The sequence below is a fragment of the Caulobacter sp. GW821-FHT10E02 genome, assembly GCF_059415225.1.
The window spans coordinates 339021-365959 of sequence record NZ_JBWKMV010000001.1; the positions used below are offsets into that span (position 1 = coordinate 339021).

Annotated in this window: 17 protein-coding genes and 1 pseudogene; 13 read left to right on the top strand and 5 right to left on the bottom strand. The window is 67.1% G+C overall.

Annotated elements, in window-relative coordinates; translation table 11 throughout:
• Positions 1–223: 223 nt before the first annotated feature.
• Genes AC07NI_RS01585 through AC07NI_RS01600 form a run of 4 tightly spaced genes read left to right on the top strand, consistent with a single transcriptional unit; the run spans position 224 to position 8384 of the window.
• A complete protein-coding gene (locus tag AC07NI_RS01585) occupies positions 224–5227 on the top strand; it encodes a phage tail length tape measure family protein (RefSeq protein ID WP_494615319.1) in 5004 nt (1667 codons plus the stop codon).
• Positions 5227–6375 carry a hypothetical protein gene (locus AC07NI_RS01590; RefSeq protein ID WP_494615321.1) on the top strand — a complete coding sequence of 383 codons (1149 nt, stop codon included), beginning with the start codon at positions 5227–5229 and terminating at the stop codon, positions 6373–6375. The genes AC07NI_RS01585 and AC07NI_RS01590 overlap by 1 nt, the downstream gene beginning before the upstream one ends.
• A gap of 5 nt (positions 6376–6380) precedes the next feature.
• Positions 6381–7151 carry a hypothetical protein gene (locus AC07NI_RS01595; RefSeq protein WP_494615324.1) on the top strand — a complete coding sequence of 257 codons (771 nt, stop codon included), beginning with the start codon at positions 6381–6383 and terminating at the stop codon, positions 7149–7151.
• Positions 7152–7154: 3 nt separating this feature from the next.
• Entirely contained in the window at positions 7155–8384 is a 1230-nt protein-coding gene (locus AC07NI_RS01600; RefSeq protein ID WP_494615329.1) for a hypothetical protein, read from the top strand.
• An 89-nt stretch (positions 8385–8473) separates the two neighbouring features.
• Here AC07NI_RS01600 and AC07NI_RS01605 read toward each other — a convergent pair whose 3' ends face one another.
• Entirely contained in the window at positions 8474–8680 is a 207-nt protein-coding gene (locus AC07NI_RS01605; RefSeq protein WP_494615338.1) for a hypothetical protein, read from the bottom strand.
• Positions 8681–8865: 185 nt separating this feature from the next.
• On the opposite strand from AC07NI_RS01605, the gene AC07NI_RS01610 reads away from it, so the two are divergent.
• From AC07NI_RS01610 to AC07NI_RS01625, 4 genes are all read left to right on the top strand, one after another.
• Positions 8866–9177 carry a hypothetical protein gene (locus AC07NI_RS01610; RefSeq protein WP_494615342.1) on the top strand — a complete coding sequence of 104 codons (312 nt, stop codon included), beginning with the start codon at positions 8866–8868 and terminating at the stop codon, positions 9175–9177.
• Positions 9174–9470 carry a hypothetical protein gene (locus AC07NI_RS01615; RefSeq protein WP_494615346.1) on the top strand — a complete coding sequence of 99 codons (297 nt, stop codon included), beginning with the start codon at positions 9174–9176 and terminating at the stop codon, positions 9468–9470. The genes AC07NI_RS01610 and AC07NI_RS01615 overlap by 4 nt, the downstream gene beginning before the upstream one ends.
• The gene (locus AC07NI_RS01620) at positions 9460–9924 is read left to right on the top strand and encodes a lysozyme (RefSeq protein ID WP_494615352.1); all 465 of its coding nucleotides are present in this window, start codon (positions 9460–9462) and stop codon (positions 9922–9924) included. Before AC07NI_RS01615 ends, AC07NI_RS01620 begins: the two co-directional genes overlap by 11 nt.
• Positions 9925–10001: 77 nt before the next feature.
• Positions 10002–10241: a hypothetical protein gene (locus AC07NI_RS01625; protein ID WP_494615356.1), complete on the top strand. Its 240-nt coding sequence runs from the start codon at positions 10002–10004 to the stop codon at positions 10239–10241.
• On the opposite strand, the gene AC07NI_RS01630 is transcribed toward AC07NI_RS01625, so the two are convergent.
• Both AC07NI_RS01630 and AC07NI_RS01635 read right to left on the bottom strand, forming a co-directional pair.
• Positions 10238–11347 carry a hypothetical protein gene (locus AC07NI_RS01630; protein ID WP_494615358.1) on the bottom strand — a complete coding sequence of 370 codons (1110 nt, stop codon included), beginning with the start codon at positions 11345–11347 and terminating at the stop codon, positions 10238–10240. The genes AC07NI_RS01625 and AC07NI_RS01630 overlap by 4 nt on opposite strands.
• Before the next feature lie 143 nt (positions 11348–11490).
• Positions 11491–14217, bottom strand: coding sequence for a TonB-dependent receptor (locus tag AC07NI_RS01635; protein WP_494615362.1), 2727 nt, complete (start codon positions 14215–14217; stop codon positions 11491–11493).
• A gap of 304 nt (positions 14218–14521) precedes the next feature.
• Here AC07NI_RS01635 and AC07NI_RS01640 point away from each other — a divergent pair, with 304 nt between their 5' ends.
• Both AC07NI_RS01640 and AC07NI_RS01645 read left to right on the top strand, forming a co-directional pair.
• On the top strand, positions 14522–16318 hold the full coding sequence (locus tag AC07NI_RS01640; protein ID WP_494615364.1) for an alpha-amylase family glycosyl hydrolase: 1797 nt from the start codon (positions 14522–14524) through the stop codon (positions 16316–16318).
• Positions 16297–17937 carry an alpha-amylase family glycosyl hydrolase gene (locus AC07NI_RS01645; protein ID WP_494615369.1) on the top strand — a complete coding sequence of 547 codons (1641 nt, stop codon included), beginning with the start codon at positions 16297–16299 and terminating at the stop codon, positions 17935–17937. The genes AC07NI_RS01640 and AC07NI_RS01645 overlap by 22 nt, the downstream gene beginning before the upstream one ends.
• A 115-nt stretch (positions 17938–18052) precedes the next feature.
• Here AC07NI_RS01645 and AC07NI_RS01650 read toward each other — a convergent pair.
• A pseudogene (locus tag AC07NI_RS01650) lies at positions 18053–19143 on the bottom strand (LacI family DNA-binding transcriptional regulator); the annotation flags it as partial.
• Positions 19144–19381: 238 nt separating this feature from the next.
• Here AC07NI_RS01650 and AC07NI_RS01655 point away from each other — a divergent pair.
• The 3 genes from AC07NI_RS01655 (at position 19382) to AC07NI_RS01665 (ending at position 25689) form a co-directional block, all read left to right on the top strand.
• Positions 19382–20887, top strand: coding sequence for an MFS transporter (locus AC07NI_RS01655; RefSeq protein ID WP_494615370.1), 1506 nt, complete (start codon positions 19382–19384; stop codon positions 20885–20887).
• A gap of 13 nt (positions 20888–20900) precedes the next feature.
• Positions 20901–23216 (top strand): glucan 1,4-alpha-glucosidase, encoded by a 2316-nt coding sequence (locus tag AC07NI_RS01660; RefSeq protein WP_494615373.1) that lies wholly within the window; start codon positions 20901–20903, stop codon positions 23214–23216.
• 124 nt (positions 23217–23340) lie between these two features.
• Positions 23341–25689 (top strand): methyl-accepting chemotaxis protein, encoded by a 2349-nt coding sequence (locus AC07NI_RS01665; RefSeq protein ID WP_494615376.1) that lies wholly within the window; start codon positions 23341–23343, stop codon positions 25687–25689.
• Here the strand turns inward: AC07NI_RS01665 and AC07NI_RS01670 are convergent.
• A complete protein-coding gene (locus AC07NI_RS01670) occupies positions 25686–26888 on the bottom strand; it encodes a serine hydrolase domain-containing protein (protein WP_494615381.1) in 1203 nt (400 codons plus the stop codon). The genes AC07NI_RS01665 and AC07NI_RS01670 overlap by 4 nt on opposite strands.
• Positions 26889–26939 lie beyond the last annotated feature (51 nt).

The window sequence follows — 26939 nt, forward strand, 5'->3', positions numbered from 1 at the left end:
GGGGAGAGCCGTTGTGGCTGACAAGGATCTGGATCTCGAAAGTCTGGCCAGGCTCAGCGCGAAGGCTGAAGCCGCTGTGGCGAAGACCGCCGCAGCGATCGATGAGCTTGGCGTTCGGTTGCAAGGCGCGGCTCGGGATCTGAGCGCCGCGACGAAATCGGCTCAGACGCTGCCGTCCAGCTTCGCGCAAATCAATGCGAGCGCACGACTCACTGAGCAGGCCATGCGGTCGGTCACGGTTAGCTATGGCGGCTATACGAGAAGCGCTCAGGGCAGCCTGGAGGCCGTGACGCAGAAGCAGGTGGCGGCCGCGAAGGCGGCCCGGCTGCAGTCCGAAGAGGTGCAGAAACTGGGCGGCGTCGCCACCAAGGTGTTCTCGTCGCTGGCGTCTGGCGGGAACCCGTTCGCCGCGATTATCCAGGAAGCTCCGGCGCTGGTCGAGGTGCTGAGGGCGGCCGCGTCGCAGGGCGTTGGTCTTCAAGGCGCGGTGGCGGGTGTGTCCGCCGAGCTGGCGGGGGTGGCGACCGCCGTGGGTCCCCTGGGGCTGTTGGCCGGCGCTTTCGTCGTCGTGGGCGCGGCCTTGGTGGAGGGGCACAAAGAAGCCGAGCGCTATCAGAACATCTTGATCTCCACCGGCAACGCCGCCGGGGTGACGAGCGCCGGCCTCGCCGCGATGACTGAGCGTGTGGCCGCGAACACCCAATCCGGCTTCGGGATCGCGCGCGAGGCGATCATGTCCGCCGCCGCGGCGGGTACACTGGCGGGCAAGGATCTGGAGAACGTCGGCGACATCGCCGCCCGGCTCAGCATGCGTTCCGGGAGTTCGGCTTCGTCGTTCTCCGAGCAGTTCGCCCACATGGGCGACGATGTCTACGCCTTCGCGCTGAAGTTCAACGAGCAGCATCACGCCATCGACAGCGACCAGTTGAAGGACATCAAGCGCCTTCAAGAGCGCGGGGCGACGGCCGAGGCGACCTCGGCGCTCATCATCGCCGTGCAGGCGAAGCTCGCCGAGCGCGGCAGGGACGACATGGGCATCCTCGAGAAGGCGGTCCGAGGCGTCGGCAACGCCTGGGAGTATGTCTGGGAGAAGATGAAGAAGGCCGGCGCGGGTGGCGACATCGCGATCCAGCGGCGGATCTTCGAGATCGACGCCAAGCTGGGTGGGGATGGACGATCGGCCAACTACGGCGGACTTCCTCAAAACGAGCGCGATCAGCTGATCAGGGAGCGCGCCGGGCTGCAAGGCACGCTGGATTCACATGCCGCCGCCGCAGCCGCCGAGTCGAAGAAGAACACGACCACGCGTGATGGCGCTGCGGCTGCGGATCGCATGGATTCGCAATGGCTCCAGGGCAGGGACAACCCCACACGGTACGAAAACGAACTCGCGAAATTCGCCTCCGATCTCAAGAAGATGGAGGACGATCACCGCGCTTTGCCCAGCGCCAGGCAGCAGGCTGGCGCTCGCGAAGATATCCGGCGGCGGTACTTGCCGGAAACGGTTGCCGCCGAAGACAAAGCCAAGAACCGAACGAACTCGGCCATTCCGCGCGCCGCGCGCACGGACGATGCGGGCAAGAACGCCATCGACCAGGCCAAGGCTGCGGAATTCAGCGCTCAGCTCGCCGTGACGAAGAACGTGGAGGAGCTGGCGACGCTCAAGGGCCAGCAGATCGAGCAGGAACTCGGCGCCCAGCAGCAGCGTCTCCTCGGCGCGGCGAAAGACAAGCAGATCACCGACGCCGAGGCCGCCACGGCCATCGCCAGCTACAAGAAGGCGGCGGAGTCCAAGCGCCAGGCTCTGGCCCTCGAGACGGCCGCGCAGCTTGCCGAGCGTGATATCCAGCGGCGAGGCGTTCTGGCGGGATTCAGCGAACGATCCATCCAGGCCCAGATCGCCACGGCCTCCACGCTCGAAGAGTCGCAAGCGCTCGAAGCCAAGGCCCTGAAAGAGCGGCAGGGGCGTGAGTGGCAAGACGCACTAGCCCGCCAGAAGCGCGAAATCGCGTCCGATCCGACCGCCGTGGGTCAGGCCCTGGCCGAGAACGGCGCCCGAATGGAAGCGCAGGAGCATGAGAGAGCGGCGAGCGAGCTCAAGCAGCGCCGCGAGGTGTTCGAGCGTGATCTTCAGCTGGCCCAGGCCGGCTCTGCCAACCAGATCGACATCCTGACCTCGCAAAAGGGTCTGGCTCAGTCAGCGCACGAAGCCGCGCAGATCGAGCGCAAGATCATGGAGGCGCGCTATGAGGCCGAGCATGAGGCCCTGGAACGCGTTATCGCGAACAAGGACTCGAAGGCGCAAGACGTCGCGCAGGCTACCGCTAGAAAGGCAACGATCGAAGAGATCCACGCCAACGAGCTGAAGGCGCTCGACCAATCGGACGCTATGGTCAAGGCGTATAGCGACCTAGTTCAGGCGATCAGCGGCGTCGCGAACTCGATCATCCAAGGCGATGTCGGCGGCGCGCTCACGGGCCTTTCCAAGACCTTCGGTGAAGTCGGCGGTCTGATGAAGGACGGTCCGCTCAAAGACATGCTGGGCGGAGCCGCCAGCTTCCTCGGCCCCATCGGCTCGGCCGTCAGCGCCGTCACCGGCGTGCTCGGCGCCATCGGGCAGCGCTCGGCGGAAAAGGCTCAGGCCAAACTCGCCGAGCTGAACAAGGGCGTCGAAGACCTGCGCACCGCCAACATGGCGTCGTCGAACTCGATCGCCGGCGCGCTGGAGGAAGCCAATCGCAACTGGAACGGCGACCTCGAATACTCCAGCGAGATGCTGGTCGCGCTGCGCTCCATCGACAGCCAGATCGGCGCGCTAGCCAGCAGCATTTCGCAGTCGATCGCCGCCGGGAAGCTGATGAGCACCGCGGGTCTGGCCATCGGCAAGACGGGCGGCGGCGGCCTGTTCGGTTCGTCGTCGAATACCGAGCTGTCTGACCAGGGCCTGGTCTTCAATCCGACGACCTATGGCGCGCTGGCCGACGGCGGCCTGACGGGCTCGACGTATGCCGATCTCGTCACGACCAAGACCAAGAAGTTCCTGGGCGTGACGACGGGCGTGAAAGTTTCGACCTCGACGGTCAGCGGCGGGATCGACGGCGATCTGCTGGGGCAGGTCGCCGGTGTGATCCAGACCCTGGGCGACGGCGTGCTGGCCGCCGCGAGCGTGTTCGGCGAGGAGGCCGGCGGCGCCGCCAAGCAGGCTCTGGAAGCCGCTCAGATCGATATCGGCAAGTTGTCCCTGAAGGGCCTGTCGTCGGAAGAGATCGAGAAGCTGCTGAACGCGACCTTCTCCAAGGTCGGCGACAACCTGGCCAAGGCCGGCGTGCCGGGCCTAGAGAAGCTGGCCGATGTCGGGGAGGGGGCGTTCGAGACCCTGATCCGGCTGGCGCGCGAGTACGAGGTCGTCGACACGAGCCTCTCGTCGATCGGCATGAGCTTCAAGACGGTCGGCCTTCAATCGCTGGCGGCGCGCGACGCGCTGGTCGAGGCGGCCGGCGGCCTCGACGCTTTCGTCGCCCAGACCGCCTTCTTCGGCGAGCACTTCCTGTCCGAGGAGGAGCGGCTGAAGCCTGTGAAGGACTCGGTCAAGGACAGGCTGGCCGAGCTGAAGCTGCCGACCGACATGACGCGGGAGGGCTTCAAGGAGAAGGTCCTGGGGCTGGACGTCTCGACCAAGGAGGGGGCGGAACTCTACGCCGCGCTGATGGCCCTGGCGCCGGCGTTCGACAAGGTCGCCGCGGCGGCGGAGACCGCCAAGGCGGAGCTCGATGCGCACGACAAGGCGGTCAAGGAAAAGGCTACCTCGATCCAGGATCGGATCGACGATCTGGTCATGACGCCGGCCCAGAAGCTGGCCAAGTCGCGGACGGCCGAGGAGGAGGCCGTCAAGGCGCTGGACGCCTCGCTGTCGCCGCTGCTCAAATCCCTGTGGGCTGCGGAGGATGCGGCCCAGGCAGCCGCGGCCGCCGTCGAAAAAGAGGCCGACGCCAAGGCCCTGGCGACGGGCCGGTCAAACGCCCTGGCCGATCTGCTGGACGCGCAAGGCTACACCGAGCAGGCCAAGAAGATCCGGCGTGACCTAGCCCTCGCGGACGTCGAGGATCCGGTGCAGCAGGACTACATGCGGCGCACCTGGGCCGCGCAGGACGCCGTCGAGAAGGTCCTGGCCGCGCGGGACGTGCTGACCGAGGCTTATCATCGCGAGCAGGACGCCATCCAGGCGACCAAGGACAAGTTCAAGGAGCTGTCCACCTCGCTGCGGGCCTTCAGCGCCAGCCTGACCGACACGATCGCCGGGACCGATCCGGGCACGCGTTATCGCCGGACGCGGGAGAGCTTCCTGTCGACGGCGGCGATGGCCCGCCTGGGCGACACCGACGCCCTGGGACGGCTGCAGAGCGAAGGGGAGGCCTTCACGGCCGCCTCGCGCGACTACGTCTCGACCAGCCTGGACTATCTGCACGACGTCGGTTTGGTCCGGTCGGCCGTCGACGAGGCCGCCGACACGGCGGACCGCCAGGTGTCGGTCGCCCAGCGGCAGCTGGAGGCTCTGGACGCCTCGGTCCAGGGGCTGATCGAGATCAACACGAACGTCGTCTCGGTGCGGCAGGCGATCATCGCGCTGCAGGCCGCCAACGCCCAGGCCCGCGCAGCGGGTGTGGTGTCGGTGGGCGGTATCCCCATCCCCGAAACGCCGACCGGTCCGCCGGTCCCCGTCACGCCGCCGCCGCCGCCCGCCGGCAACAAGACCCTGGACGGGCTCTACAACTATGACCCGTTCCTCGGGACCATCGCCTACACGGAATCCCTGCGCGATCCGCAGTATTGGACCAATGGCGTCAATCCCTACGAGAAGCCCGGCACGCAGGAATATTCGCTCCTGGAGACCTTCAAAAAGAAGAATCCGGAGAAGTACGCCGAGCTGAACTACATGAACACCATCCAGAACTACGCCACCGGCGGCAGCTTCGAGGTGGGTGGTTCCGGTCCGCCTGACTCCAAGTTCTTCGGTCTGGCTCTGAGCCCCGGCGAAGCGGTCAACGTCCAGCGCGCGGACCAGAAGAACGATCGGGGCCTGATCAACGAACTGCGGAACCTGCGCGCCGAGCTCGCCGACCTGCGCGCCAGCAACGCCCGCATCGCCACCAGCAACGACAAGATGGAGCGCACCTTGACCAATGTCACCGAGGGCGGCCGCGCCATGCAGACCCAGGCGGCTGCCTGATGCGCGCGCTGCCTCCCATCACGATCACGCCCGCGATCCTGACCACCACCACCTGCGCCGAGCCTTCGGCGGGGGAGACGGCCTGGGTCGCGACCACGGCCTACAAGAACGGCGATCGGGTCTACAGCCCGACCAGCCACCGCCTGTACGAGGCGATCGCCCGCAAGAGCAGTTCGGTGACGATCGCGACAGGCGGCGTCGTCACCTGGGCGAACCACGGCCTCTTGGCGGACACCCCGGTGGTCTTTTCGACGACCGGTGCGTTGCCCTCGGCCATCGCCGCTGGGACGACCTACTATGTGCTCGCCGACACGGCGAACACCTTCAAGGTCGCTGCAAGCGCCGGCGGAACGGCCATTTCCACCAGCGGCACGCAGAGTGGCTCGCACACCGCGGCGACCACTGCGAACCTGGGACAGAACCCGGCCACGGCCGGCGACAGCTGGTGGGTCGATATCGGCCCCACCAACCGCTGGGCCATGTTCGACCTGCTGCGCAACACCGGCACGACGACGGCCTCGCCGCTGACGGTGTCGCTCACGCCCGGGCAGCGCGTGGACTCCATCGGTGTCGTCGGCATGGTCGCCGACACCGTGAGCGTGACGGTCACCGTGGCTGGCGCGACCGTCTACACCGCCTCGGCCAACCTGCTGATCCGGCCGACCAGCGGCTGGTACGACTACTTCTTCGGCGCCTTCCGCTACCGGCAGGAGTTCGCGCGCTTCGACCTGCCGCCCTACACCAACGCCGTCATCACCGTCACCCTGACCCGGGCGAACGGCGCGGTGACCTGCGGCGGTGTGGTCCTGGGCTCGTCGGTCTATCTGGGCGCCACCCAGCATCAGGCCGAGAGCGACGCGCTGAACTTCTCGAAGATCGACCGCGACGACTTCGGGACCGCCACCCTGGTGCCGCGCCGCTCGGTGCCGCGCACCGTCCAGACCCTGCGCTGCCGCAAGACCGACGTCGATCGGATCCTGCAGCTGCGTGACGACCTCAACGCCGTGCCGGCGCTGTGGTCGGGCCTGGACGACCAGGAGAGCGGCTACTTCTCCGCCCTGCTCATCGTCGGTGTCTACAAGCGGTTCACGATCTCGATGGATCAGCCAGAAGACGCCGTGGTTTCCCTCGAACTCGAAGAGGTTTGATCCCCGTGACCGCAATAATCACGGCGTTTCCGACGCCGCCTTCCACCAACGACCCCGCCAATTTCAACACCCGCGCCGACGCCTTCCTGGGGCAGATGCCGACCTTCGTCACCGAGGCGAATGCGCTGTCGACGGAGGTGAACGGCCTGGCCGTTCAGGTCACGCAGGACAAGGGGGCGGCCGCGACTTCGGCGGTCACCGCCACGACCAAGGCCTCGCAGGCGGCTGATCAGGTCGTGCTGGCGGCCAATCAGGTCACGCTGGCGACCGCGCAGGTGAGCCTTGCCGCCATCCAGGCCGGCATCGCGACCACCAAGGCCAGCGACGCCGCAGCGATCCTCGTCCAAGTCCAGAACGTCGCCTCGGGCGTCTCGTTCTCGACCAAGTCGACGACGTCCAACACGCTGGCTACGGGAACCAAGACCTGGACCGTCGACGCCGGCGAAAGCTTCGTCGAGGGCATGCCGATCTACGCCGTGGCGCAAGGTGATCCGACCAAGTTCATGGTCGGGGTTTGCACCGCCTACGCTGGCACGACCCTGACGGTCGCCGTCACCCAGGCCGTCGGCAGCGGCTCCGTCAGCAACTGGAACATCAGCATCGGCGGTGTCCCCGGCGTGCAGGGCCTCCAGGGGACGCCGGGCATCGGCACCCCGGCGGGCGGCGCCAAGGGCAGCCTGCTGAGCAAGAAATCCAGTTCCGACTTCGACTTCGAATGGGTCCCCGAACGCAAAGAGGTCCCAGTCGCCTTCCTGATGAAACACGGAGTTCTCTAGACCATGGCCGATACGCTTGAGGAAATCTGCAACGTCAGCGTCAACCTGAGCCAGCTGCAAGCCGGCTACACGCTGTTCGACCTGCCCGCGACCGACGGCTTCGTGATCCGGGACCTGTACGTCTCGAACCCGAAGAACCGGAAGGCGCAGTTGCTGCGCAACGGCGCGGCGATCCGCATGCTGGACGCCTCGACCAACCTCTCGGGTTCCGAGATCGTCCCGAAGGACGCGACGATGGCGCTGTCGACCACGGCGAGTCCCGTCTTCAATCGCTTCCAGTCCATGACCGCCAGCCAAGTGGTGCAGTCGGGCGGTATCACGATCTTCGACGACAATATCCCGGCCTCGAACCAGGCCGCCAGCACGGTATTGGCGCCCTACAGCGCCAATACCGCCTACCAGACGGTGTCCACGTCTTTCAGTGGCAACGCCTTCTACTTCTGCCTCGTCGCGGCCGGAAATTTCTACTACTGCGACGCCAGTGGTAGCAGCGGCAACGCCCTCTATCGCCGGGCGGGCGGCTTCAATGGTGCGGAAACGACATTGTGGTCCGGCACGCTTATCGCCAACGTCACGTACGATCAGGCGACGGGCGTTCTCTACGCCATCCCGGTCGGTGCTGCGATCTGGAAGCGATACGACACGATCAATTCCGTCGCCCTGGCTGATGTCGCGCTTCCCACCGGTCTGACGACCCAGGTGAGCTGGAATGCCAACACGATGGCCATCGCGGCCTACAACAACGTGCTCTATTGCTCGGTTGTCAGCTCCGCCACCTGCCACGTCGTAAGCGGTGTGGCTTCCACCTACATCGGCTCTTTCGCGCTCGCGACGACGACGCATATGAGCATTCGCCCGCAGTTCAGGTTCAGTAAGAACCGCGCGGGAGAAGTCTACTTTGTCTATGTGACCAGTTCGTCCGTCTGGCAGGTGTTCACGATCGTCGGGAATAATCCCGCGACCATTCCCACGGTTAAGCGGACCGTGGCGTCGGGCGTCAGCATCTACAGTAATAACGCGCCAAATCGTCTCATCGATATTCCCGGGACCGACTGGATGGTGGGGTATGAAACCTCCTCCATTCAACTGCTCAATCCCGCGACGTTGCAGTTCTTCACGGTCACGGACTTCAGTATTTCGAACTCCATTGTCCAGCAGGGCGTCGATACCGCGGCGGTCTTGAATGACTACGGCCAGGTCGGCGTTCGTATCGCCGGCGTTCGCTTCAACTGAGAAGGGTAGACAAAAATGCTTATGGACTCTCGTGGCTCTGGCAAGCTCGTCGTTGTGAATGCCATAGGCGCCAGCGATGGCGTCGCTATCTACACGGTCCCTGAAGGGCGGACATTTGTCGGAAAGATTTTTTCCAGCGCCACCTCCAATGCAATGCAGAACTTGAGGATAAACGGGGTGGTGGTGATCTGTGGTGGATACAGCGGTTCAGGCCAACCAGTGACGATCACAGACGTAGTCTGGCCTTCGAACACGGTCATCAGCGTCGCGAACACTTCCAGCGGCGTCTCCATCATGGGCAATGAAATCTGAAGTCGGTGCTCGTGTCTGCCCGCTGATGACTAGCCGGCGGCCGTCCTAGGTCGGCCCGGTTCGCGGGTCGCACGACACGCGGGGTGCGACCCGCTTCCAAACCCATCAAGCGTAGAGGAGGGGCCAGCGTATGCCCTGGAGAGACCCCGACTTGCTCGGGCGATATGGCATGGCCGCCGGGGGCGCTGGTCTCTACGGCCTGTACCTGTTCGCGATAAAGACACGATCGGGCGGCCAGCTCACCCGCAAGGACTTGAACTGGCTGATCCTGAACGTGGCCTGCGCGCTGCTCTCCGGTCTGCTGTTGACCTACGTCTTCGCGGACCGGGTGGCGGCGTTGATCCCGTGGGCCTCGTTGCGCGATGCGGGCCTGGTGGCGTTCGCCTTCGGCGTCTTCGGCTGGGAGTTGCTGCCGCTGCTGTTCCCGAAAGCCTTGCGATGGGCCGAGCAGGCTGTGGACAGGGCCGGAGGCGGCTCGTGAACAAGATGGATCTCATCGCCGTCGCCGCGGCGGCCCTGGCCAGCGGCTGGCTGGCGATCCGGGCCTACATGCTCAAGCCGGCGTTCGCCAGCTGGTGCAGCGCCCCGGGTGTCGTCTGGGCGTCCATCCTGGGGCTCTCGGTGGTTTGCGGTATCGCCGCGCTCTCGATCGTGCGGACGGGCGTCCACGCCACGCCGCGAGAGACCATGCTCCTGTTGGCCCTGGCCTGGGTGGCGTTCGTCATGCTCGCCAACCTGCATCGCCAGGCGCCGGAGGCTCGCCATGACGCCTAGCCCGCGCTGCATCGCCCTGGTGAAGGGCTACGAAAAGTGCCGGCTGACGGCCTACAAGCCCACGGCCAATGATGTCTGGACCCTGGGTTGGGGCGCGACGGGACGGGACATCAAGGCGGGCATGACCTGGACCCAGGCCCAGGCGGACGCTCGCTTCGATCGCGACCTGGCGGTGTTCGCCGCCGGCGTCGAGCGCCTGCTGGGCGGTCGTCAGACCAGCCAGGCCCAGTTCGATGCGATGGTCTCGTTCGCCTACAATGTCGGTCTCGACGACGATGCGGACAGCCTCGCCGAGGGCTTCGGCGACTCGACCCTGCTGAAGCTGCATAAGGCCGGCGACTTCCAGGGCGCAGCCAACCAGTTCGGGCTCTGGAACAAGCAGAAGGGCGTCGTGCTGCGCGGCCTCACCCGCCGTCGCGCGGAAGAGGCCGCCCTGTATCGGGGCGAGATCTAGCCCTCGCGGCGATCGCGTCTCGACCTTTCCCAAATCTCCGCCCGAGGACTTCGGGCGCTCTCAAAAAGGAGCTTCCCATGAAGCACGTCATCGGCCCGATGGCGGGCCTGCTGCTGGTCGTCTGCCAATCAGGCTGCGCCGGCATGGCCGTCGATCCTGTCACCCTGGCTCAAGCGGTCAAGGTGCTGAACGAGGGCTGCGAACGCACCGTGGATCTCGACCTGGACAAGGCCAAGCCGGGCGGTGGTTCGCTGAAGGTGACCCGGACCTGCGCGGCGGCCCCGGTCACCGAGGCGACCGGCGAGGCTAAACCCTAGAACTGGCTGGGGAACGCCTTGGCGGTCTTGGCGTCGTTGTAGTGCGCGCCGGGGCAGTCGACGGCGTAGGTGTTGGCGGTCTCGGCCAGATAGGGGCCGCGGCCGCTGTCGCCGTTCAGGGCGCGGCATGAGACGGCGGCCTTGTAGACCACCGAGCCGTCGTGGCTGAGCTCGTTCATGAACAGGTCGAAGGCGAGATCCATCAGGCCCCGCGTGGCGGCCAGGCGCCGGTCGCGGCCGTTGAAGGCGGTGGTGACCTCGCCCAGCTGCGACATCTCGCGGGAGACCGGGACGGGACCCGCCGCGGCGCCAGCCGCGCTGATCACGCCGCCGGCCAGCATGGCTTCCAGGTCCTGGAAGCGGCCCGAGGCGGTGCCAACGGCCAGGGCGGCGCTGAAGGCGGAGTCGAAGCCGGGGCCGAGGCGGCTGGGGCCGCCGATGGACGCGGCCTGGGCCGCGCCGGCCAGGCCCGCATAGGGCGCGTCGGCGATCGAGACGATCAGGTTCTGGTTGACGTAGTAGCCCAGGGCGATGCCGCCGAGGGCGCCGCCGGGCACGGCCAGCACGCGGTCGCGCGAGACGCCCAGCGGGCCGGCGATGGCGGCGCGGGTGATGTCGGGCGTGATGCCGGTCCAGCGGGCCTCGTAGGAGGCCTCGAGGGTCTTTTCGCGCACCACCTCGCCCGTGCGCCAGCGCACCAGGCGGAAGGTCACGCGGGCCGAGGCCAGCTTGTCGGAGCCCCACCAGACGTTGGGGCCGCGCAGCTCCTCGAACGTCGTGTAGAGCATGTATTCGGCGTCGAGGCGGCTGGGGGCCAGCATCTCGGCGTGGCGCAGGTGGTTGTTCAGGCTCTCGACGACCTGGACGCGGGTCGGGCGGGTGGTGACCACGGCGCCGCCGTCGAACCAGCGGAACTCGGGCGCGCCCTCGACGGCCTGGACGGCGACGTTGCGATAGAAGGCGCGGGCAGGGGAGGCCTTGGCCACGGCGACCGGCGGCAGGGCCGGCTGGCGCAGGGCGGCGACCTCCTCGCGGGTGGCGCAGGCGGTCAGCAGGCCGGCGGTGGTCGCCAGCAGGATGGCCAGACGGATGGACTTGGTCGGCATGATCGCGCGCTCCCCCAGATGAGCCGCACTATCGGGCGCAATCCTAAAGAGAGCTTGAAAAGCAGCGCATAAGTCAAAAAAGAGCCCCTGCCGGGCGGACCGGCAGGGGCTTTTGCAGGCTCCTTGGGGGAGGAGGGGCCGGCCTAGAACTTGTAGTTCAGGCCGACGAGGAAGGTGCGACCGTAGTTCTGGTAGTCGATGACCTGACGCGGGTCGTTGTTCTGGTAGGTGACGAAGGGCTCGTTGGTCAGGTTGTTGACCTGGGCCAGGACCGACAGGCCGTCCATCGGGCCGTCGCTGAAGGTGTAGCCGATCTGGCTGTCGACGACGGACTCGCCCTTGACCATCCGGTAGTTGCGGCCGTTGCCGAAGCCGGTGACCTCGCCCAGGAACTTGGAGCGATAGCGGTCGCTGATCCGGAACGAGAAGCCGTTCTTCTCGTAGTAGACGGTCAGGTTGGCGACCGTCTTCGACAGGCCCGGGATCGGGGTGCTGAGGTCGGCCGGGTTCGGGTGGATCGAGCTGTCGGTGTACGAGGCGCTGAAGGTGGCGCCGAAGCCGTCCAGCCAGTCGGTGAACAGCGCGCCGGGGATCGAGGCGGCGAACTCGACGCCCTTCAGCTTGCCGCCCTTGCCGTTCTGCGGCGTGGTCACCAGGCCCAGACGGGTGGCCGGAACGCCGCCGCCGGTCGGGAAGCCCGTGAAGTCGAACACGACGCTCTGGTCGTAAACGTAGGTCTTCAGGTCCTTGTAGAACGCGGCCAGCGAGACGTAGGCCTGGCGGCCGAAATACTTCTCGTACGAGACGTCATAGGCGTCGGCCCGCCAGGGCTCCAGCTCGGGATTGCCGCCCGTGCCGCTCCACGGCGAGAAGTTGATGTCGGTGTTGTTGGCCTTGGCCGCGTCGTAGCTGAAGGTCTTGGAGGCGCGCATCTGGTCCATCCGCGGACGGGCCAGGGTGCGAGCGACGGCGAAGCGCAGGGTCTGCTCGGCCGGCAGGTGGAACTGCAGGTTCATGCTGGGCAGGAAGTCGGTGTAGGTCTTGCCGCCCGCCAGGTTGGTGCGGGTGACGCCCGCGCCGGTGCCCGAGGCGCCCAGGGCGGTCGAGCTCTGGTCGGTGTGCACGATCTGGAAGCCGAAGTTGCCGGTGACCGGCACAGGGCCGACGGCCGCGTCGATATTGGCCTTCACATAGCCCAGCGTGACCTTCTCCTCGACGTCCCAGCTCTTGACCAGCACGTCGGAGTTCGGGTTGCGGACCAGGTCGTACGCGCCGTTCTTGATCAGGGCGAACGGGTCGTAGCTGACCATGCCGGCGATGCCGATGAAGGCCAGCGAGGTCGTGCCGACGATGGCCGATTGCGGAATCGCGACGCTGGCCGGCGAGCCCTTCACGCGCAGGAACCACTCGTCATTGACCAGGGCCTTGGAGCGTTCGCTGTAGTTGAAGCCGATCTCGAAGCTGGACAGGCCGTCGTCCAGGGCCTTGTTGGCCGACAGGCGGACCGCCTTCAGTTCGTCCTCGATGTGCGGCTGGTTCAGATAGCCGTCCTGGCCGCCGGCGATGATGTCGCCGCCCCAGCCTTGCGGGCTGGTCAGCTTGATCACGTTCGGATCGGCGTAGTTCAGGGTCGACTTGAAGATCGCCACGCCGTCGTCGTTCATCGCGAACGTCATGTTGTCGGTGGCCCCGACACCCGAGCGGCCGGTGCCCGAGTAGGACTCCACGACCTGGTCGGTGCGGTCGACCTTGGACCAGCTCAGGTCGCTGACCAGGGTCCAGTCGTCGCCGGCGCTGAGCTTGTTGTTCCAGCCCAGCGATTTGATGGTCGCGTCGCGGTCGTTGCCGTCGTTGCGGACCACGCCCTTGACGCCGTTGAAGGCGCCGCTGGTGACCATGCCGGCAGAGGCCTGCGAACCGGTCAGCGGCACGCCGCCCCAGACCAGCGGCAGCTCGATGCCACGCTGGATCTGGTGGTTCTTGAACTTCGAATAGAAGACGTCCAGCGACGAGCTGAAGTTGTCTGTCGGCTTGAACTCCAGGACGCCGATGACGCCGTCGCGCTTCAGCATGCTGGACTGCACGTACGGCTTGGCGCCGCCGATCACCAGGTTGCCCGAGGCGTCGGTGGGATAGCCCCACGAGTTCCAGCGCTCGGCCTGGTAGGGCGACTCCATGTGGGCGTAGCCCAGGGCCACGCCCAGCTTACCGTCCATGAACTGGTCGATGTACGAGATCGACAGGCGGTTGCCGTGGGCCTTGGTGCCGGCGTTCAGGGCGCCGATGTCGTTCCACTCGTAGCGGGCGCCGATGGCCAGGGCGCGCTTGCCATAGGCCAGCGGGCGGACCGTGCGCATGTCGACGGTGCCGGCCAGGCCCTGGCCGATCAGGCCGGCGTCCGGGGTCTTGTAGACCACCACGGCGCTCAGCAGTTCCGACGGATACTGGTCGAACTCGACGCCGCGGTTGTCGCCGGTCGAGACCTGCTCGCGACCGTTCAGCAGGGCGCTGGTGAAGTCGGGCGCGAGGCCCCGGACCGAGATGACCTGGCCGCGGCCGTCGAGGCGCTGAGCGGTCAGGCCGGGCAGGCGGGCGATCGACTCGGCGATCGACACGTCGGGCAGCTTGCCGATGTCCTCGGCCGAGACGGCTTCGACGATCGAGGTCGAGCTCTTCTTCAGCGAGATGGCGCCTTCGATGCCGCGACGGATGCCGGTGACGACGACTTCCTCGACCTTGCTGTCATCCTGAGCGGAAGGTGCGGCGTTGGTCTGGGCCTGGGCCGAGCCGGCCACGGCGAACGCCAACGCCAGGCCGGTGGCGCTGCCCGCCATCAACCACGCACGACGACGCGAAAATTGGGTGTTCATAGAAGCTCCCTCCCTGTCCGGCTCTGCGCTCTTGCAAACATGCGATCGGGCCGTTGATGCAAACTACCGCAAATTAACGGCGTGTAATCAACCCAAAAAATCGCAAATCAGACTTCGAGTACGGTGCGTATCCCCTGGAATGGGGCTTGGTGTGGCTTCTTTGCGCCACTTCCATTGGATGATTGAGCTGCAGAAGGCCTGCAAAGTCCGTCAATCGAACGGATTGACAGGCTGGCGCGGCTTCTGCAAATTCTTGCAAATAATTGCAGTGACGGTCACGAGCTGTCAGTGAGGGGAGGGAGCGATGTCGGCGTGGACGCCTTGGCGACGAACGCTGCTGGCCGTGACGGCCCTGAGCGCGCTGGGGACCAGTGCGCTCGCTGCTCCTGACGCCTATCGTCTCCGCAAGCCCCAGGACGAAGTGATCTATTTCGTCCTGCCCGATCGCTTCGAGAATGGCGACGCGACCAATGACCACGGTGGCCCCAACCTGGGTCTGCTGGTCGACGGCTTCGATCCCACGCGGGCCGGTTTCTACCATGGCGGCGACTTGAAGGGCGTGACGCGGCGGCTGGACTACATCCAGGGCCTGGGCGCGACGGCGGTGTGGCTGGCGCCGATCTTCAAGAACCGCGCGGTGCAGGGGCCGCCCGGCCACGAGTCGGCGGCGCATCATGGCTACTGGATCACCGACTTCACCGATGTGGATCCGCACCTGGGGACCAAGGCCGACTTCAAGGCCCTGGTCGGCGCGGCCCATGCCCGGAGGCTGAAGGTCTATATGGACATCGTCGTGAACCACACGGCCGACGTCATCCAGTACCGTGAGTGTCCGGACGGCCGCTGCGCCTATCGCGGCGTCGCCGACTATCCGTATGTCCGCCAGGGCGGGGTGAGTGGCGCGCCGATCAATGACGGCTTCGACGGCAAGGACTTCAGCAAGCTCAAGACGCCGACCTGGGCCTACGCGCCGTACGTTCCGGCCGGGCAGGAGCACGTCAAGAAGCCGGACTGGCTGAACGACCCGATCTACTACCACAACCGGGGTGACAGCACCTTCGCGGGCGAGAGCTCGCTGCTGGGCGACTTCGCCACCCTGGACGACGTCTTCACCGAGAACCCCCGCGTGGTCGCGGGCTTCATCGACGTCTACGGCCGGTGGATCGACGAGTTCGGCATCGACGGCTTCCGCATCGACACCGCCCGCCATGTGAGCCCGGAGTTCTGGCAGGCCTTCGTCCCGGCCATGCTGGCCCGCGCCAAGGCCAGGGGCATCCCGAACTTCCACATCTTCGGCGAGGTGTTCGATCCCGATCCGGCGATCTTGGCCAGCCACACCAAGGTCGATAAGCTGCCGGCGGTGCTGGACTTCGCCTTCCAGTCGGCGGCCACGGATGTCGCCCTGGGCCGCACCGGCACCGATCGCCTGGCCCGCGTCTTCGCCGCCGATCCTGTCTACGAAGGCGGCGAGGCGACCGCCCGTAAGTTGCCGACCTTCCTAGGTAATCACGACATGGGCCGCATCGGCTGGTTCGCGATCAAGGACAAGCCGGCGATCGGCGACGACGAGCTGCTGGCCCGCGTCACCCTGGCCAACGCCCTGATGCTGACCGCGCGCGGCGTGCCGACCGTCTACTACGGCGACGAGCAGGGCTTCACCGGCGACGGCGACTATGCCGACAGCCGCGAGGACATGTTCGAGAGCCAGGTCGCCAGCTACAACGACAACCGCCTAGTGGGCTCGAACGCCAAGGGGCCGAGGTCGGCGTTCGGGACCGACGGCGTGCTCTACGGCCGGATCGCCGAGCTCTCGAAGATCCGCATCGCCACGCCGGCCCTGCGCGACGGCCGCCAGGTGACCCGCGTCACCTCAGACAAGCCGGGCCTGCTGGCCTTCTCGCGCATTCTGGACAAGACCGAGGTATTGGCCGTCTTCAATACCGGCGACCAGCCGTCGAAGGCCAATATTCCGGTCGAGACACATTCCGTCGCCTGGCGGGCGCTACACGGCGCATGCGCCGGGACCGTGGCCGCGCCGGGCAGCTATTCGATCGAGCTGAAGCCGCTCGACTACATGATTTGCGTTTCCGAGGGACGATAGTGACAGTGCAGGTTCTGGTTCGCCCCGGTGCGGAGACGTCGATGAACGAGTGGTGGCGCGGGGCGGTGATCTATCAGGTCTATCCGCGCAGCTTCGCCGACTCGAACGGTGACGGCGTCGGCGACCTGCCGGGCATCACCGCGCATCTGAAGCACATCGCCTCGCTGGGCGTCGACGGGGTATGGCTGTCGCCGTTCTTCACCTCGCCGATGAAGGACTTCGGCTACGACGTCTCGGACTATCGCGATGTCGATCCGATCTTCGGGACCCTGGCCGACTTCGACGCCTTGATCGCCAAGGCCCACGACCTGGACCTGAAGATCATCATCGATCTGGTCTTCTCGCACACCTCGGACGAGCACCCGTGGTTCACGGAAAGCCGCCAGGATCGCACCAACGCCAAGGCCGACTGGTTCGTCTGGGCTGACGCCAAGATCGACGGCAGTCCGCCCAGCAACTGGCAGTCGGTGTTCGGCGGCCCGGCCTGGACCTGGGACGCCCGCCGCGGCCAGTACTACATGCACAACTTCCTCAGCAGCCAGCCGCAGCTGAACCTGCACAATCCGGCGGTGCAGGAAGCCCTGCTGGCCGTCACCCAGTTCTGGGTCGACAAGGGCGTGGACGGCTTCCGCTTCGACGCCATCAACTTTTCGATGCACGACCCGAAGTTCACGGATAACCCGCCGCTGCCACCGGGCGGCAAGCGCACGCGGCCGTTCGACTTCCAGGACAAGATCAACAACCAGAGCCACGCCGACATCCCGAAGTTCCTCAGCCGCCTGCGGGCGCTGACGGATGCTGCCGGTGGTCGGTTCTCGGTGGCCGAGGTCGGCGGCGACCACGCCGACCGCGAGATGAAGCTGTTCACGGCCGGGAATGACCGCCTGAACAGCGCCTACGGCTTCCTCTATCTCTATGCCGACAAGCTGACCGGCGAGATGATCCCGCGCGGCGCGGCCATGTGGCCGGGCGATGTGGGCGAGGGCTGGCCGTCCTGGACCTTCTCGAACCACGACGCCCCGCGCGCGGTGTCGCGCTGGGCCGAGGGCCGCGACCGCAAGGCCTTCGCCGAGATGTGCCTGCTGCTGCTGATGGGCCTGCGCGGCAACGTCTTCGTCTATCAGGGCGAGGAGTTGGGCCTGCCCCAGGCCAATGTCCCGTTCGAACGCCTGCAGGACCCGGAAGCCATCGCCAACTGGCCCCAGACCCTGGGCCGCGACGGGGCCCGTACGCCGATGCCGTGGGTGTCGGGCGCGATCAACGCCGGCTTCTCGGGTGTCGAGCCCTGGCTGCCGGTCGATCCCGAGCACCTGCCGCTGGCGGTGGACGCCCAGGAAGCCGACCCGACCTCGACCCTGCACGTCGCGCGCCGCCTGATCGCCCTGCGCAACGCCTATGTCGCCTTGCGCACCGGAGCGATCAGCTTCGTGGAGACCAACAGCCCGCTGCTGATCTTCCAACGCGGGGAGGGGGCGGACGCGGTGCTGCTGACCTTCAACCTGGGCTTCGAGGTGGCAACTTGGTCGCTGCCCGAAGGCTGGACGCTGGTCGACGGCGTCAACCTGGGCGGCGACGGCGAGATGCCGCCGTGCGCGGGACTGATCGCGCGGCGCGCGTAAAATATTGTCATCCCGGACAAGCGCGTAGCGCGCCGATCCGGGACCGCCGCAAGCGTTGAGTTTCCGGCGGTCCCGGGTCTTCGCTGCGCTACGCCCGGGATGACAGTTTTTGCGGTTACCCGCCGCAGCTTTCCCGGATGATCAGATCCGTCGGCACGCGCTCCGACCGGCTGGCCCGTTCGCCGCTGTCGAGCAGCTTCGAGACCATCAGCCGGCCGGCCTTGGCGGTGTCCTGGGCGATGGTGCTGAGCGCCGGGCTGGCGTAGCGGCTGAAGGGGACGTTGTCGAAGCCCATCACCGAGACGTCGCCCGGGACCGACAGGCCAGCGTGCTTCAGGGCGCGGATGGCGCCCAGGGCGATCAGGTCGGACGCGGCGACCACGCCGTCGAACTTCACGCCGTGGTGGATGAGGCTGTCGAGCGCGGACTCGGCCGACTCGACCTCGAAGTGGGCGGGGACGATCAGGTCGGGATCAACGCCCAGCTTGGCGTGCTCGAGCGCGTCGAGATAGCCACGGTGGCGCTGCATGGCCTCGGGGGCTTCGGTGTCGCCGAGGAAGACGATGCGCTTGCGGCCCAGGCGCTGCAGGTGAAGCGTGGCGCGGCGGCCGCCCATGACGTTGTCCGAGCCGACCGAGCAGTAGTTCTGGTCCGGCAGCTGGGCGCCCCAGACCACGAAGCGGTTCTCGGTCTCGGCCAGGCGGTTGAAGGCCGCGTGCAGCGAGCTTTGGCCCAGGAAGATCACGCCCTCGGCCCGGCTGGTGGTCATGGCCGAGGACAGGTCCTCATAGTTGGTCGGGGCGATGTGGCTGAGGATGACGTCGCAGCCGCGCTCGCGCGCCGCCTCGCCGACGCCGGCCAGCAGCTCCAGGAAGAACGGATCCGACATGCTGCTGGCGCGGCCTTGCGGGCGGGGCGTGACGATGGCGATCGTCGCCTCGGCCCCGATCGGGCCGGCGGGCATGTAGCGGCGGAAGGGGTAGTCCATCTCGCGCGCCAGCTTCCAGATCAGCTGCTTGGTGCGCTTGTTGACGGCCGGGCTGTCGTTGAGGGCCCGCGACGCGGTCGAGATCGAGACCCCCGCCAGCTTGGCCAGGTCCTCCAGTCGCGTCGCCCCCTTGCTCACCTTACGCCCGTCCCTGTTCGACTGTTCTTGTTGCAAAGATTTCTGCAAACTTTTTCAGAGGCCCATAAGGCGCCGTTCGATTAGGTTTGCAAGCTGATCGGATTGAAAATCGGCGTGAAAACTCCTGCAAATATGTCCGAAAGCCTTGCCATTCTGCGGTGGCGGTAGGCGTGATGAGGCAATTCAAAACCTCAAGAAAGTCTGGATTTATCGTTGCGCTTCCTGGCGGTGCATGCGCAAATCGCCGTCACGACAGTTTATGAAAAAACTTGCGAACCAGCTGGAGCTAACCGGCGGTCGGAGCGGGGCGGAGGATCGATGGCCAGGCAGAGGCTGAACTTCCTGCAGATCTGGAACATGTGCTTTGGCTTCTTCGGAATCCAGATCGGTTTCGGCCTGCAGAACGCCAACACCAGCCGCATCTTCCAGACCCTGGGCGTCGATGTGAACCACCTGGCGATCCTATGGATCGCCGCGCCAGCCACGGGCCTGCTGGTCCAGCCGATCATCGGCCATCTGTCCGACAAGACCTGGGGGCGGCTGGGCCGTCGCCGGCCTTACTTCTTCTGGGGCGCGATCCTCACCACGCTCGCCTTGTTCGTCATGCCCAACGCGCCGGCGCTGTGGGTGGCGGCGGGCGCGCTGTGGCTGATGGACGCCTCGATCAACATCACCATGGAGCCGTTCCGGGCCTTCGTCGGCGACAACCTGCCCGACGAGCAGCGGGCGACCGGCTACGCCATGCAGAGCTTCTTCATCGGCCTGGGCGCGGTGCTGGCCTCGGCCCTGCCGTGGATGCTGACCAACTGGTTCCACGTCTCCAACACCGCCCCGGCGGGCCAGATCCCCGACGCGGTGCGGATCGCCTTCTACGCCGGCGGCGCGGGCCTGCTGCTGGCGGTGATGTGGACCGTCTTCACGACCCAGGAATACAGCCCCGAACAGCTGGAAGCCTTCGAGACCGCCGAGTTCGACCACGGCGTCCACGAGAACCCCGAGCCCTCGGTCAACGCCTATATCGGCTTGGCGCTAGGCGGCCTGCTGGGCGGTCTGGCTCTGGCCCTGATTGTCTGGGGCGCGAAGCTGGAGAAGGAGCTCTACGTCCTGGCCGGCCTGCTGGTCGTGTTCGGCGTGATGGGCATCGTCGGCGTGCGCCTCAAGCGGATGGGCAAGACCCGCAACGGCTTCTCCGAGGTGCTGGAGGACTTCTTCCGGATGCCCAAGACCATGCGCCAGCTGGCGGTGGTGCAGTTCTTCTCGTGGTTCGGCCTGTTCGCCATGTGGATCTACACGACGCCCGCCGTGGCGGCGGTCCACTTCCACGCGGCCGATGCGACGTCCAAGGCCTACAACGACGGCGCCGACTGGGTGGGCGTGCTGTTCGCCATCTACAACGGCGTCGCGGCCCTGGCAGCCCTGCTGATCCCGTTCCTGGTCCAGGCGACCAGCCGCCGCGTCAGCCACGCGGTGTGCCTCGTGCTCGGCGCCTTGGGCCTGCTGTCGTTCCTGCTGATCCGCCAGCCGGGCATGCTGTGGATCGGCATGATCGGCGTCGGCTTCGCCTGGAGCTCGATCCTGTCGGCTCCTTATTCGATCCTGGCCGGCACCCTGCCGGCCCGGAAAATGGGCGTCTATATGGGCATCTTCAATTTCTTCATCGTCATCCCGCAGCTGCTGGCGGCGACGGTGCTGGGCCTGCTGCTGAAGGGCTTCTTCGGCGGCCAGGCGATTTTCGCCCTCGTCCTGGGCGCGGCCGCCTTCGCGATCGCCGCCGCCGCGACCTTCATGGTCCAGGACCGCACCCCTTCTTCCCTTCAAGCCTGACGAGGTCCTCGCCATGCGAACCCTGAAACTGCTCGCCTTGGCCTCGGCCGCCGTGTTCACCGCCGGCGCCGCGCAGGCCGCCCCGACCACCTGGGCCTATTCGGCCAAGACCGGGGTCGGCGCGTCGTACGAGGCCTATGTCGACGGTGCCTACAAGGCCGGTGGCAAGACCGGGGCGGTGTCCAAGGTCTGGTTCTCGATCGCCGACGGCGTGCTCACCGAGACCATGTACAGCCTGATCCACGAGGCTCAGATCAAGCAGATGCGCGTCGCCGTCCAGACCGCGACGGGTCTGGCGGTCGAGGGCGCGGACACGACCTCGAAGACCGAATATCTGCATGTCGACGCCGCCGGCCGTCCGCTGTCGCCGGCCTACAAGGTCACCACCACCGACAAGCAGGGGCGCTTCGTCATCGAGAAGCGGATCTTCACCGATCCCGACCGCAACAGCCTGTTCGTTCGGGTGACGGTCAAGGCGCTGAAGGGTCCGGTGACCCCCACCCTGGTGCTGGAGCCGCACATGGCCAACACCGGCGGCGGCGACACGGGCGCGGCTTCGACTGCGGCGCTGACCGCCTACGAGGGCAAGGCCTTCCTGAGCCTGAAGGGGACCAAGCCCTTCGCCAAGGCCTCGGCCAGCGTGCTGAAGGACAACGACGCGCTCGCCGGCCTCAAGGCCACGACGACCTCGGCCAAGGGCGCGATTGTCCTGACCGGCCAGCTGCCGGCCGTGGCCAAGGATGTCACGTTCGACTTCGCCATCGGTTTCGGTCCCGACGCCAAGGCCGCCGACGCCAGCGCCACCGCCACGCTGAAGACCGGCTATGCCGAGGTGCTGGCCCGCTTCAACGGCGAGGGCGCGCGGGTGGGCTGGGAGGACTACCTGGCCTCGCTGACCGAGCTGCCGCGCCTGCGCGAAGCCTCGGAGGACGGTGGCAAGCTGGTCCAGGCCTCGGCCCTGATGCTGAAGGTCCAGGAGGACCGCACCCACGCCGGCGCCCTGATCGCCTCGCTGTCGAACCCGTGGGGCGACACGGTCGACGCCACCCAGTCCTCGACCGGCTACAAGGCGGTCTGGCCGCGCGACTTCTACCAGTGCGCCATGGCCCTTGCGGCCCTGGGCGACAAGGAGACGCCGCTGGCGGCCTTCCACTATCTGCCGACGGTGCAGGTTGGTCCGAAGACCCCCGGCAACAAGGGCGACGGCGGCTGGTTCCTGCAGAAGTCGCACGTGGACGGCACGCCCGAATGGGTCGGCGTACAGCTCGATCAGACCGCCATGCCGATCATGCTGGGCTGGAAGCTGTGGAAGCTGGGCTGGCTGTCCGACGCCGACCTCAAGACCTTCTACGGCAAGATGCTGAAGCCGGCCGCCGACTTCCTCGTGAAGGGCGGCAAGGTCGACCTGGGCTGGAACCACTCGACCATCACCCCGCCATTCACCCAGCAGGAGCGCTGGGAAGAGCAGGGCGGCTATTCGCCCTCGACGACCGCCGCCGTGATCGCGGGCTTGGTGGTGGCTGGCGACATCGCCGAGGCCGCGGGCGACAAGGCCTCGGCCGAGACCTACCGCAAGACCGCCGACGACTACTCGTCCAAGGGCGAGGCCCGGATGGTCACGACCAAGGGATCGTTCGGCGACGGCCACTACTACCTGCGCCTGAACAGCGACCAGGACGCCGACAACAAGAGCCCGGTCGAGGAGCGTAACGGCCAGGCCGCCGTCCCCGAGGACAAGATGCTGGACGCCGGGTTCCTGGAACTCGTCCGCTACGGCGTGCGCCGCGCCGACGACCCGGCCATCGTCGCCAGCCTGCCCAAGATCGACGACGAGAGCCTCGAGGACCTCTACCGCGTCCGCTACAGCTTCACGTTCGCGGGTGAGAAAGGGACCTTCCCCGGCTATCGCCGCTACGGCGTCGACGGCTATGGCGAGGACACCAAGACCGGCGCTAACTATGGGGCCGACGGCCAGATGCGTCCTGGCCAGCGCGGCCGAGTGTGGCCGATCTTCACCGGCGAGCGCGGCCACTACGAACTGGCCCTGGCCGGGGTTTCGGGCAAGCCGGACGCGGCGGCGGTCAAGAAGATCCGCGACACCTACGTCCGCGCCATGGAGCTCTTCGCCAACGAAGGTCTGCTGATCCCCGAACAGGTCTGGGACGGCGTCGGCGCGGCAAGCGCTCACGGCTATACGCGCGGCGAGGGCACCGACAGCGCCACGCCCTTGGCCTGGAGCCACGCCGAGTACGTCAAGCTGTTGCGCTCGGTCAGCGACGGGCAGGTCTGGGATACCTACGCGCCAGTGAAGAGCCGCTTCTCGCGTTAGGGTAAGCGGTTCTGGGGTGCGGATTGTCGCACTTCAACTTCTCTACGGCATAGTTAACGAGCGCTTTAGGATTCGGTCGCGATGAGTTGGTTAACAGCCACTCTCGCGGCCGGAGACCTTTGAAATGACAGCGTTCCGTCGGTTGACCATCGCCTGGAAATTGATCCTGGTGGCGGGTCTGGCGATCGGCTTCCTGCTCATCGCCGCGGCGGTGGCGGTGTCGTCGCACACCAGCGCGATCGTTTCGGGCCTCACCAACCGCTACGCCGGCGCGGTCGCCGACGACGCGATCCAGAGTGTCCAGGCCGATGTCGGCAAGGTGCAGTCGACCGTGCGCTCGATGGCCGTGTCGATCGGCGCGGCGCACGAGGCGGGCCTGCGCGACCGGGCCACGATCGTCCAGATGCTGAAGCCCAACGCCGAGTCCTCGGAGATGGTGCTGGGCAGCTGGTACATGGCCGAGCCGAACGCCTTCGACGGCAAGGACGCCGAGTTCGCCGGCAACACCGCCTCGGGCTCGAACAAGGCCGGCAACTTCTCGCCCTACTGGGTGCACGACGGCGGCAAGGTGATCTTCCAGCCGCTGGACCAGGGCAACGAGTACCAGGAGCCGTACTACGCGGTGCCCAAGCAGACCGGGAAGTCGACGGTCGTCGAGCCCTATTCCTATGACGTCGCCGGCAAGTCGGTGCTGATGACCTCGGTCGTCTATCCTGTGTTCTCGCACGGCCAGTTCATCGGCGCGGCGGGCCTGGACATGGCCCTGGACAGCGTCTCCAAGACCCTGGGCGAGCTGAAGCCGCTGGGCGGTGGTCGGGTGATGCTGCTGTCGCCGAGCGGCAAGTGGATCGCCCACCCCGACCAGGCCAAGCGTACGCAAGCCTATGCCGATGTCGGTGCCGATCAGGTGCAGAGCGTCCTGGCCGGCGGCGCGGCCGTCGAGGTCAAGGGCGTGGTCGCCGACGGCGTGCCGATGGCGCGTATCATCCGCCCGGTGCCGATCCCGGCCCTGAACACCACCTGGGCGCTGGTCATGGACGTGCCTGTGGCCGCCATCACCGGTCCCGCCGACCGCCTGGCCAAGATCCTGTTCATCGGCGGCCTGGTGATCACCGCCGCCGTGCTGGCCGCGCTGTTCTTCGCCAGCGCCGCCCTGGTCAAGAAGCCGCTGACGGGCCTGACCCGCTCGGTCGATAAGCTGTCGGCCGGCCGCTATGACGAGGCCGTCCCCGGCATCGAGGGCGGCGACGAGATCGGCGCTATCGCCCGCGCGCTGGACGGCTTCCGCCACGACCTGGCCGACGGCCAGCGCCGCCGCAGCGAGCAGGAGGCCGAACGCGCCGTCGCCGAGGCCGCCCGCCTGCGTCACGAGCAGGAGGCGCAAGCCTTCGCCGCCGCCCAGGCCAAGGCCGTCAACACCCTCGGCGAGGGCATGGAGCGCCTGGTCGACGGCGACCTGATCTGGCGTATGCGCGAAGACGACTTCCAGGGCGACGCCGCCAAGATGCCGCGCGACTTCAACGCCGCCGTCGAGAGCCTGCAGACCACCATGGCCGGCATCCTCAACGCCGCACGCAGCATCCGCAGCGGCTGCGCCGAGATCAGCACCGCCGCCGATGACCTCTCGCAACGGACGGAGCGCCAAGCCGCTGGCTTGGAGCAGACCGCCGCGGCCCTCGACCAGATCACCGCCACGGTGAAGCGCAGCTCCGAAGGCGCCGAGCGCGCCCGTCAGGTGACGATCAGCGCCAAGACTGCCGCCGAACGCAGCGGTGTCGTGGTCAAGGAAGCCGTCGTCGCCATGAGCGGCATCGAGAAGTCGTCGCAGTCGATCACCCAGATCATCGGTGTCATCGACGAGATCGCCTTCCAGACCAACCTCCTGGCCCTCAACGCCGGGGTCGAAGCCGCCCGTGCGGGCGAGGCCGGTCGTGGTTTCGCGGTGGTGGCGCAGGAAGTGCGGGCTCTGGCTCAGCGCTCGGCCGACGCCGCCAAGGAGATCAAGGGCCTGATCAGCGCCTCGACCGACCAGGTCGGCAAGGGCGTCAAGCTGGTCGGCGAGACCGGCGAAACCCTGGCGCAGATCCTGACCCAGGTGGCCGAGATCAACGAACTGGTCGGCGAGATCGCGTCCTCGTCCAAGGAGCAGGCCGTGGGCCTGGCCGAGGTCAACGAAGCCGTGAACCAGATGGACCAGGTCACCCAGCAGAACGCCGCCATGGTCGAGCAGTCGACGGCCGCCAGCCACGCGCTGTCGAACGAGGCCGCCGAGCTGGAACGCCTGATCGGTCGCTTCCAGGTCGGCGCGGTGGTCCACGAAATGCCCGCCCGCGCCGAGCGTCGCCCGGCCGCGCCGGCCCAACGTCCCGCGGCCGCCCCGACCCGCGAAAGCTTCCGCCAGCGCTACGTCCAGGGCGCCAACGCCTTGAAGGTCGCGCCGAGCTCGCGTCCGGGCGAGTGGGAAGAGTTCTAGGGCGCGCGCTTAGCCTTGGCCTCGCGCGCCTCGGCCTCGCTCAGCCACCGGCCGTATTCCTGCAGGAAAGGCGAGTGGGGGTCGATGCGGCGCAGGATTTCAGGCATGGCGGCCAGAGCGCGCCGGTTGGGCGCATTCAGGAAGATGATCACGCCCGCGCGTGACGGCTTGGCGATGTAGGCGACTGCCAGTTCCGACCAGTCGGCTCCGCCGTGCTCCAGGACCGTCTCGTCGCCGTAGCGCAGCACGTTGAAGCCGAGGCCATAGCCTTGGGTGTCGGGGCAGGGGACCGCCGGTTGGACGGCGCAGTCGACGACACGCTGGTCGCCCTTGTCGGTCTGCACCCGGTCGCGGTCGGCGGCCATTGCGGCGTCGTAGCCGTCGGCGTCGATGACTGAGCGCAGGAACCGGGCGTAGTCCTCGACCGTGGTGACCATGTCGTCGGCTGCAGCGTAGCTGCCCTCGGGGCGGCAGGCTCCAGACCCTTCCGGCCGGCAATAGTAGCCATGGAAGACGCCTGTCTCGTCCACGGGGCGGGCGATGTTAGCCGTCTCTGCGCGGCGTACGACGATGCTGCTGTGGCTCATGCCGACGGGCTTGAACACGGTCTCGTCCACCAGGCTTGGGAAGGGCGTGGCCAGTTTCCGCTCGGCGTAGCGAGCGACATAGTCGAGCCCCTCGCCCGAATAGCCGTATCGTTCTCCGGGCGGGTTCTGGAAGGCGAGCTTGCCGCCTCGCAGGAAGAACCGCCAGTTGGGCAGGCCGGTGGTGTGGTTGAGCGCCATGCGCGGCGTCAGTTGCGCCGCCCGGGCGTCACCGGCCAGGTCGGGATCGGTCCAGTACGGCGCCATGGACTCGTCCAATGACAGGCGGCCCTGGCCGGTGAGGCGCAGGATCGTTTCGGCCGTCACCGTCTTGGTGATGGAGGCCACGTTGTAGCGGGTCGAGGCCGTGGCCGGCGCGCCGGGCGACTGCTCGCCCGCGTGGTGTTGCCAGACGAGGACGCCGTCGCGGATGACCCCCACGCCCGCGGTGATCACCCCATGGCGCCTGACAATGGCGTCGATCGCGCGGGCGTCCGCGACCGTCGGGCGCTTGAGCCGCTGAGCCGCCTCGGCGCCGTGGCCGAGCAGCAGAAGGGGAGCGGCGAAGCGCGCGATAGCGCCCATTCGCGTGAGGGTCAGGCGGCCGAGGTTCATGTAGGCTCCGTACGCTAGTCATCCAGGTCGTCGTCCTAGACGCGCGTCGGG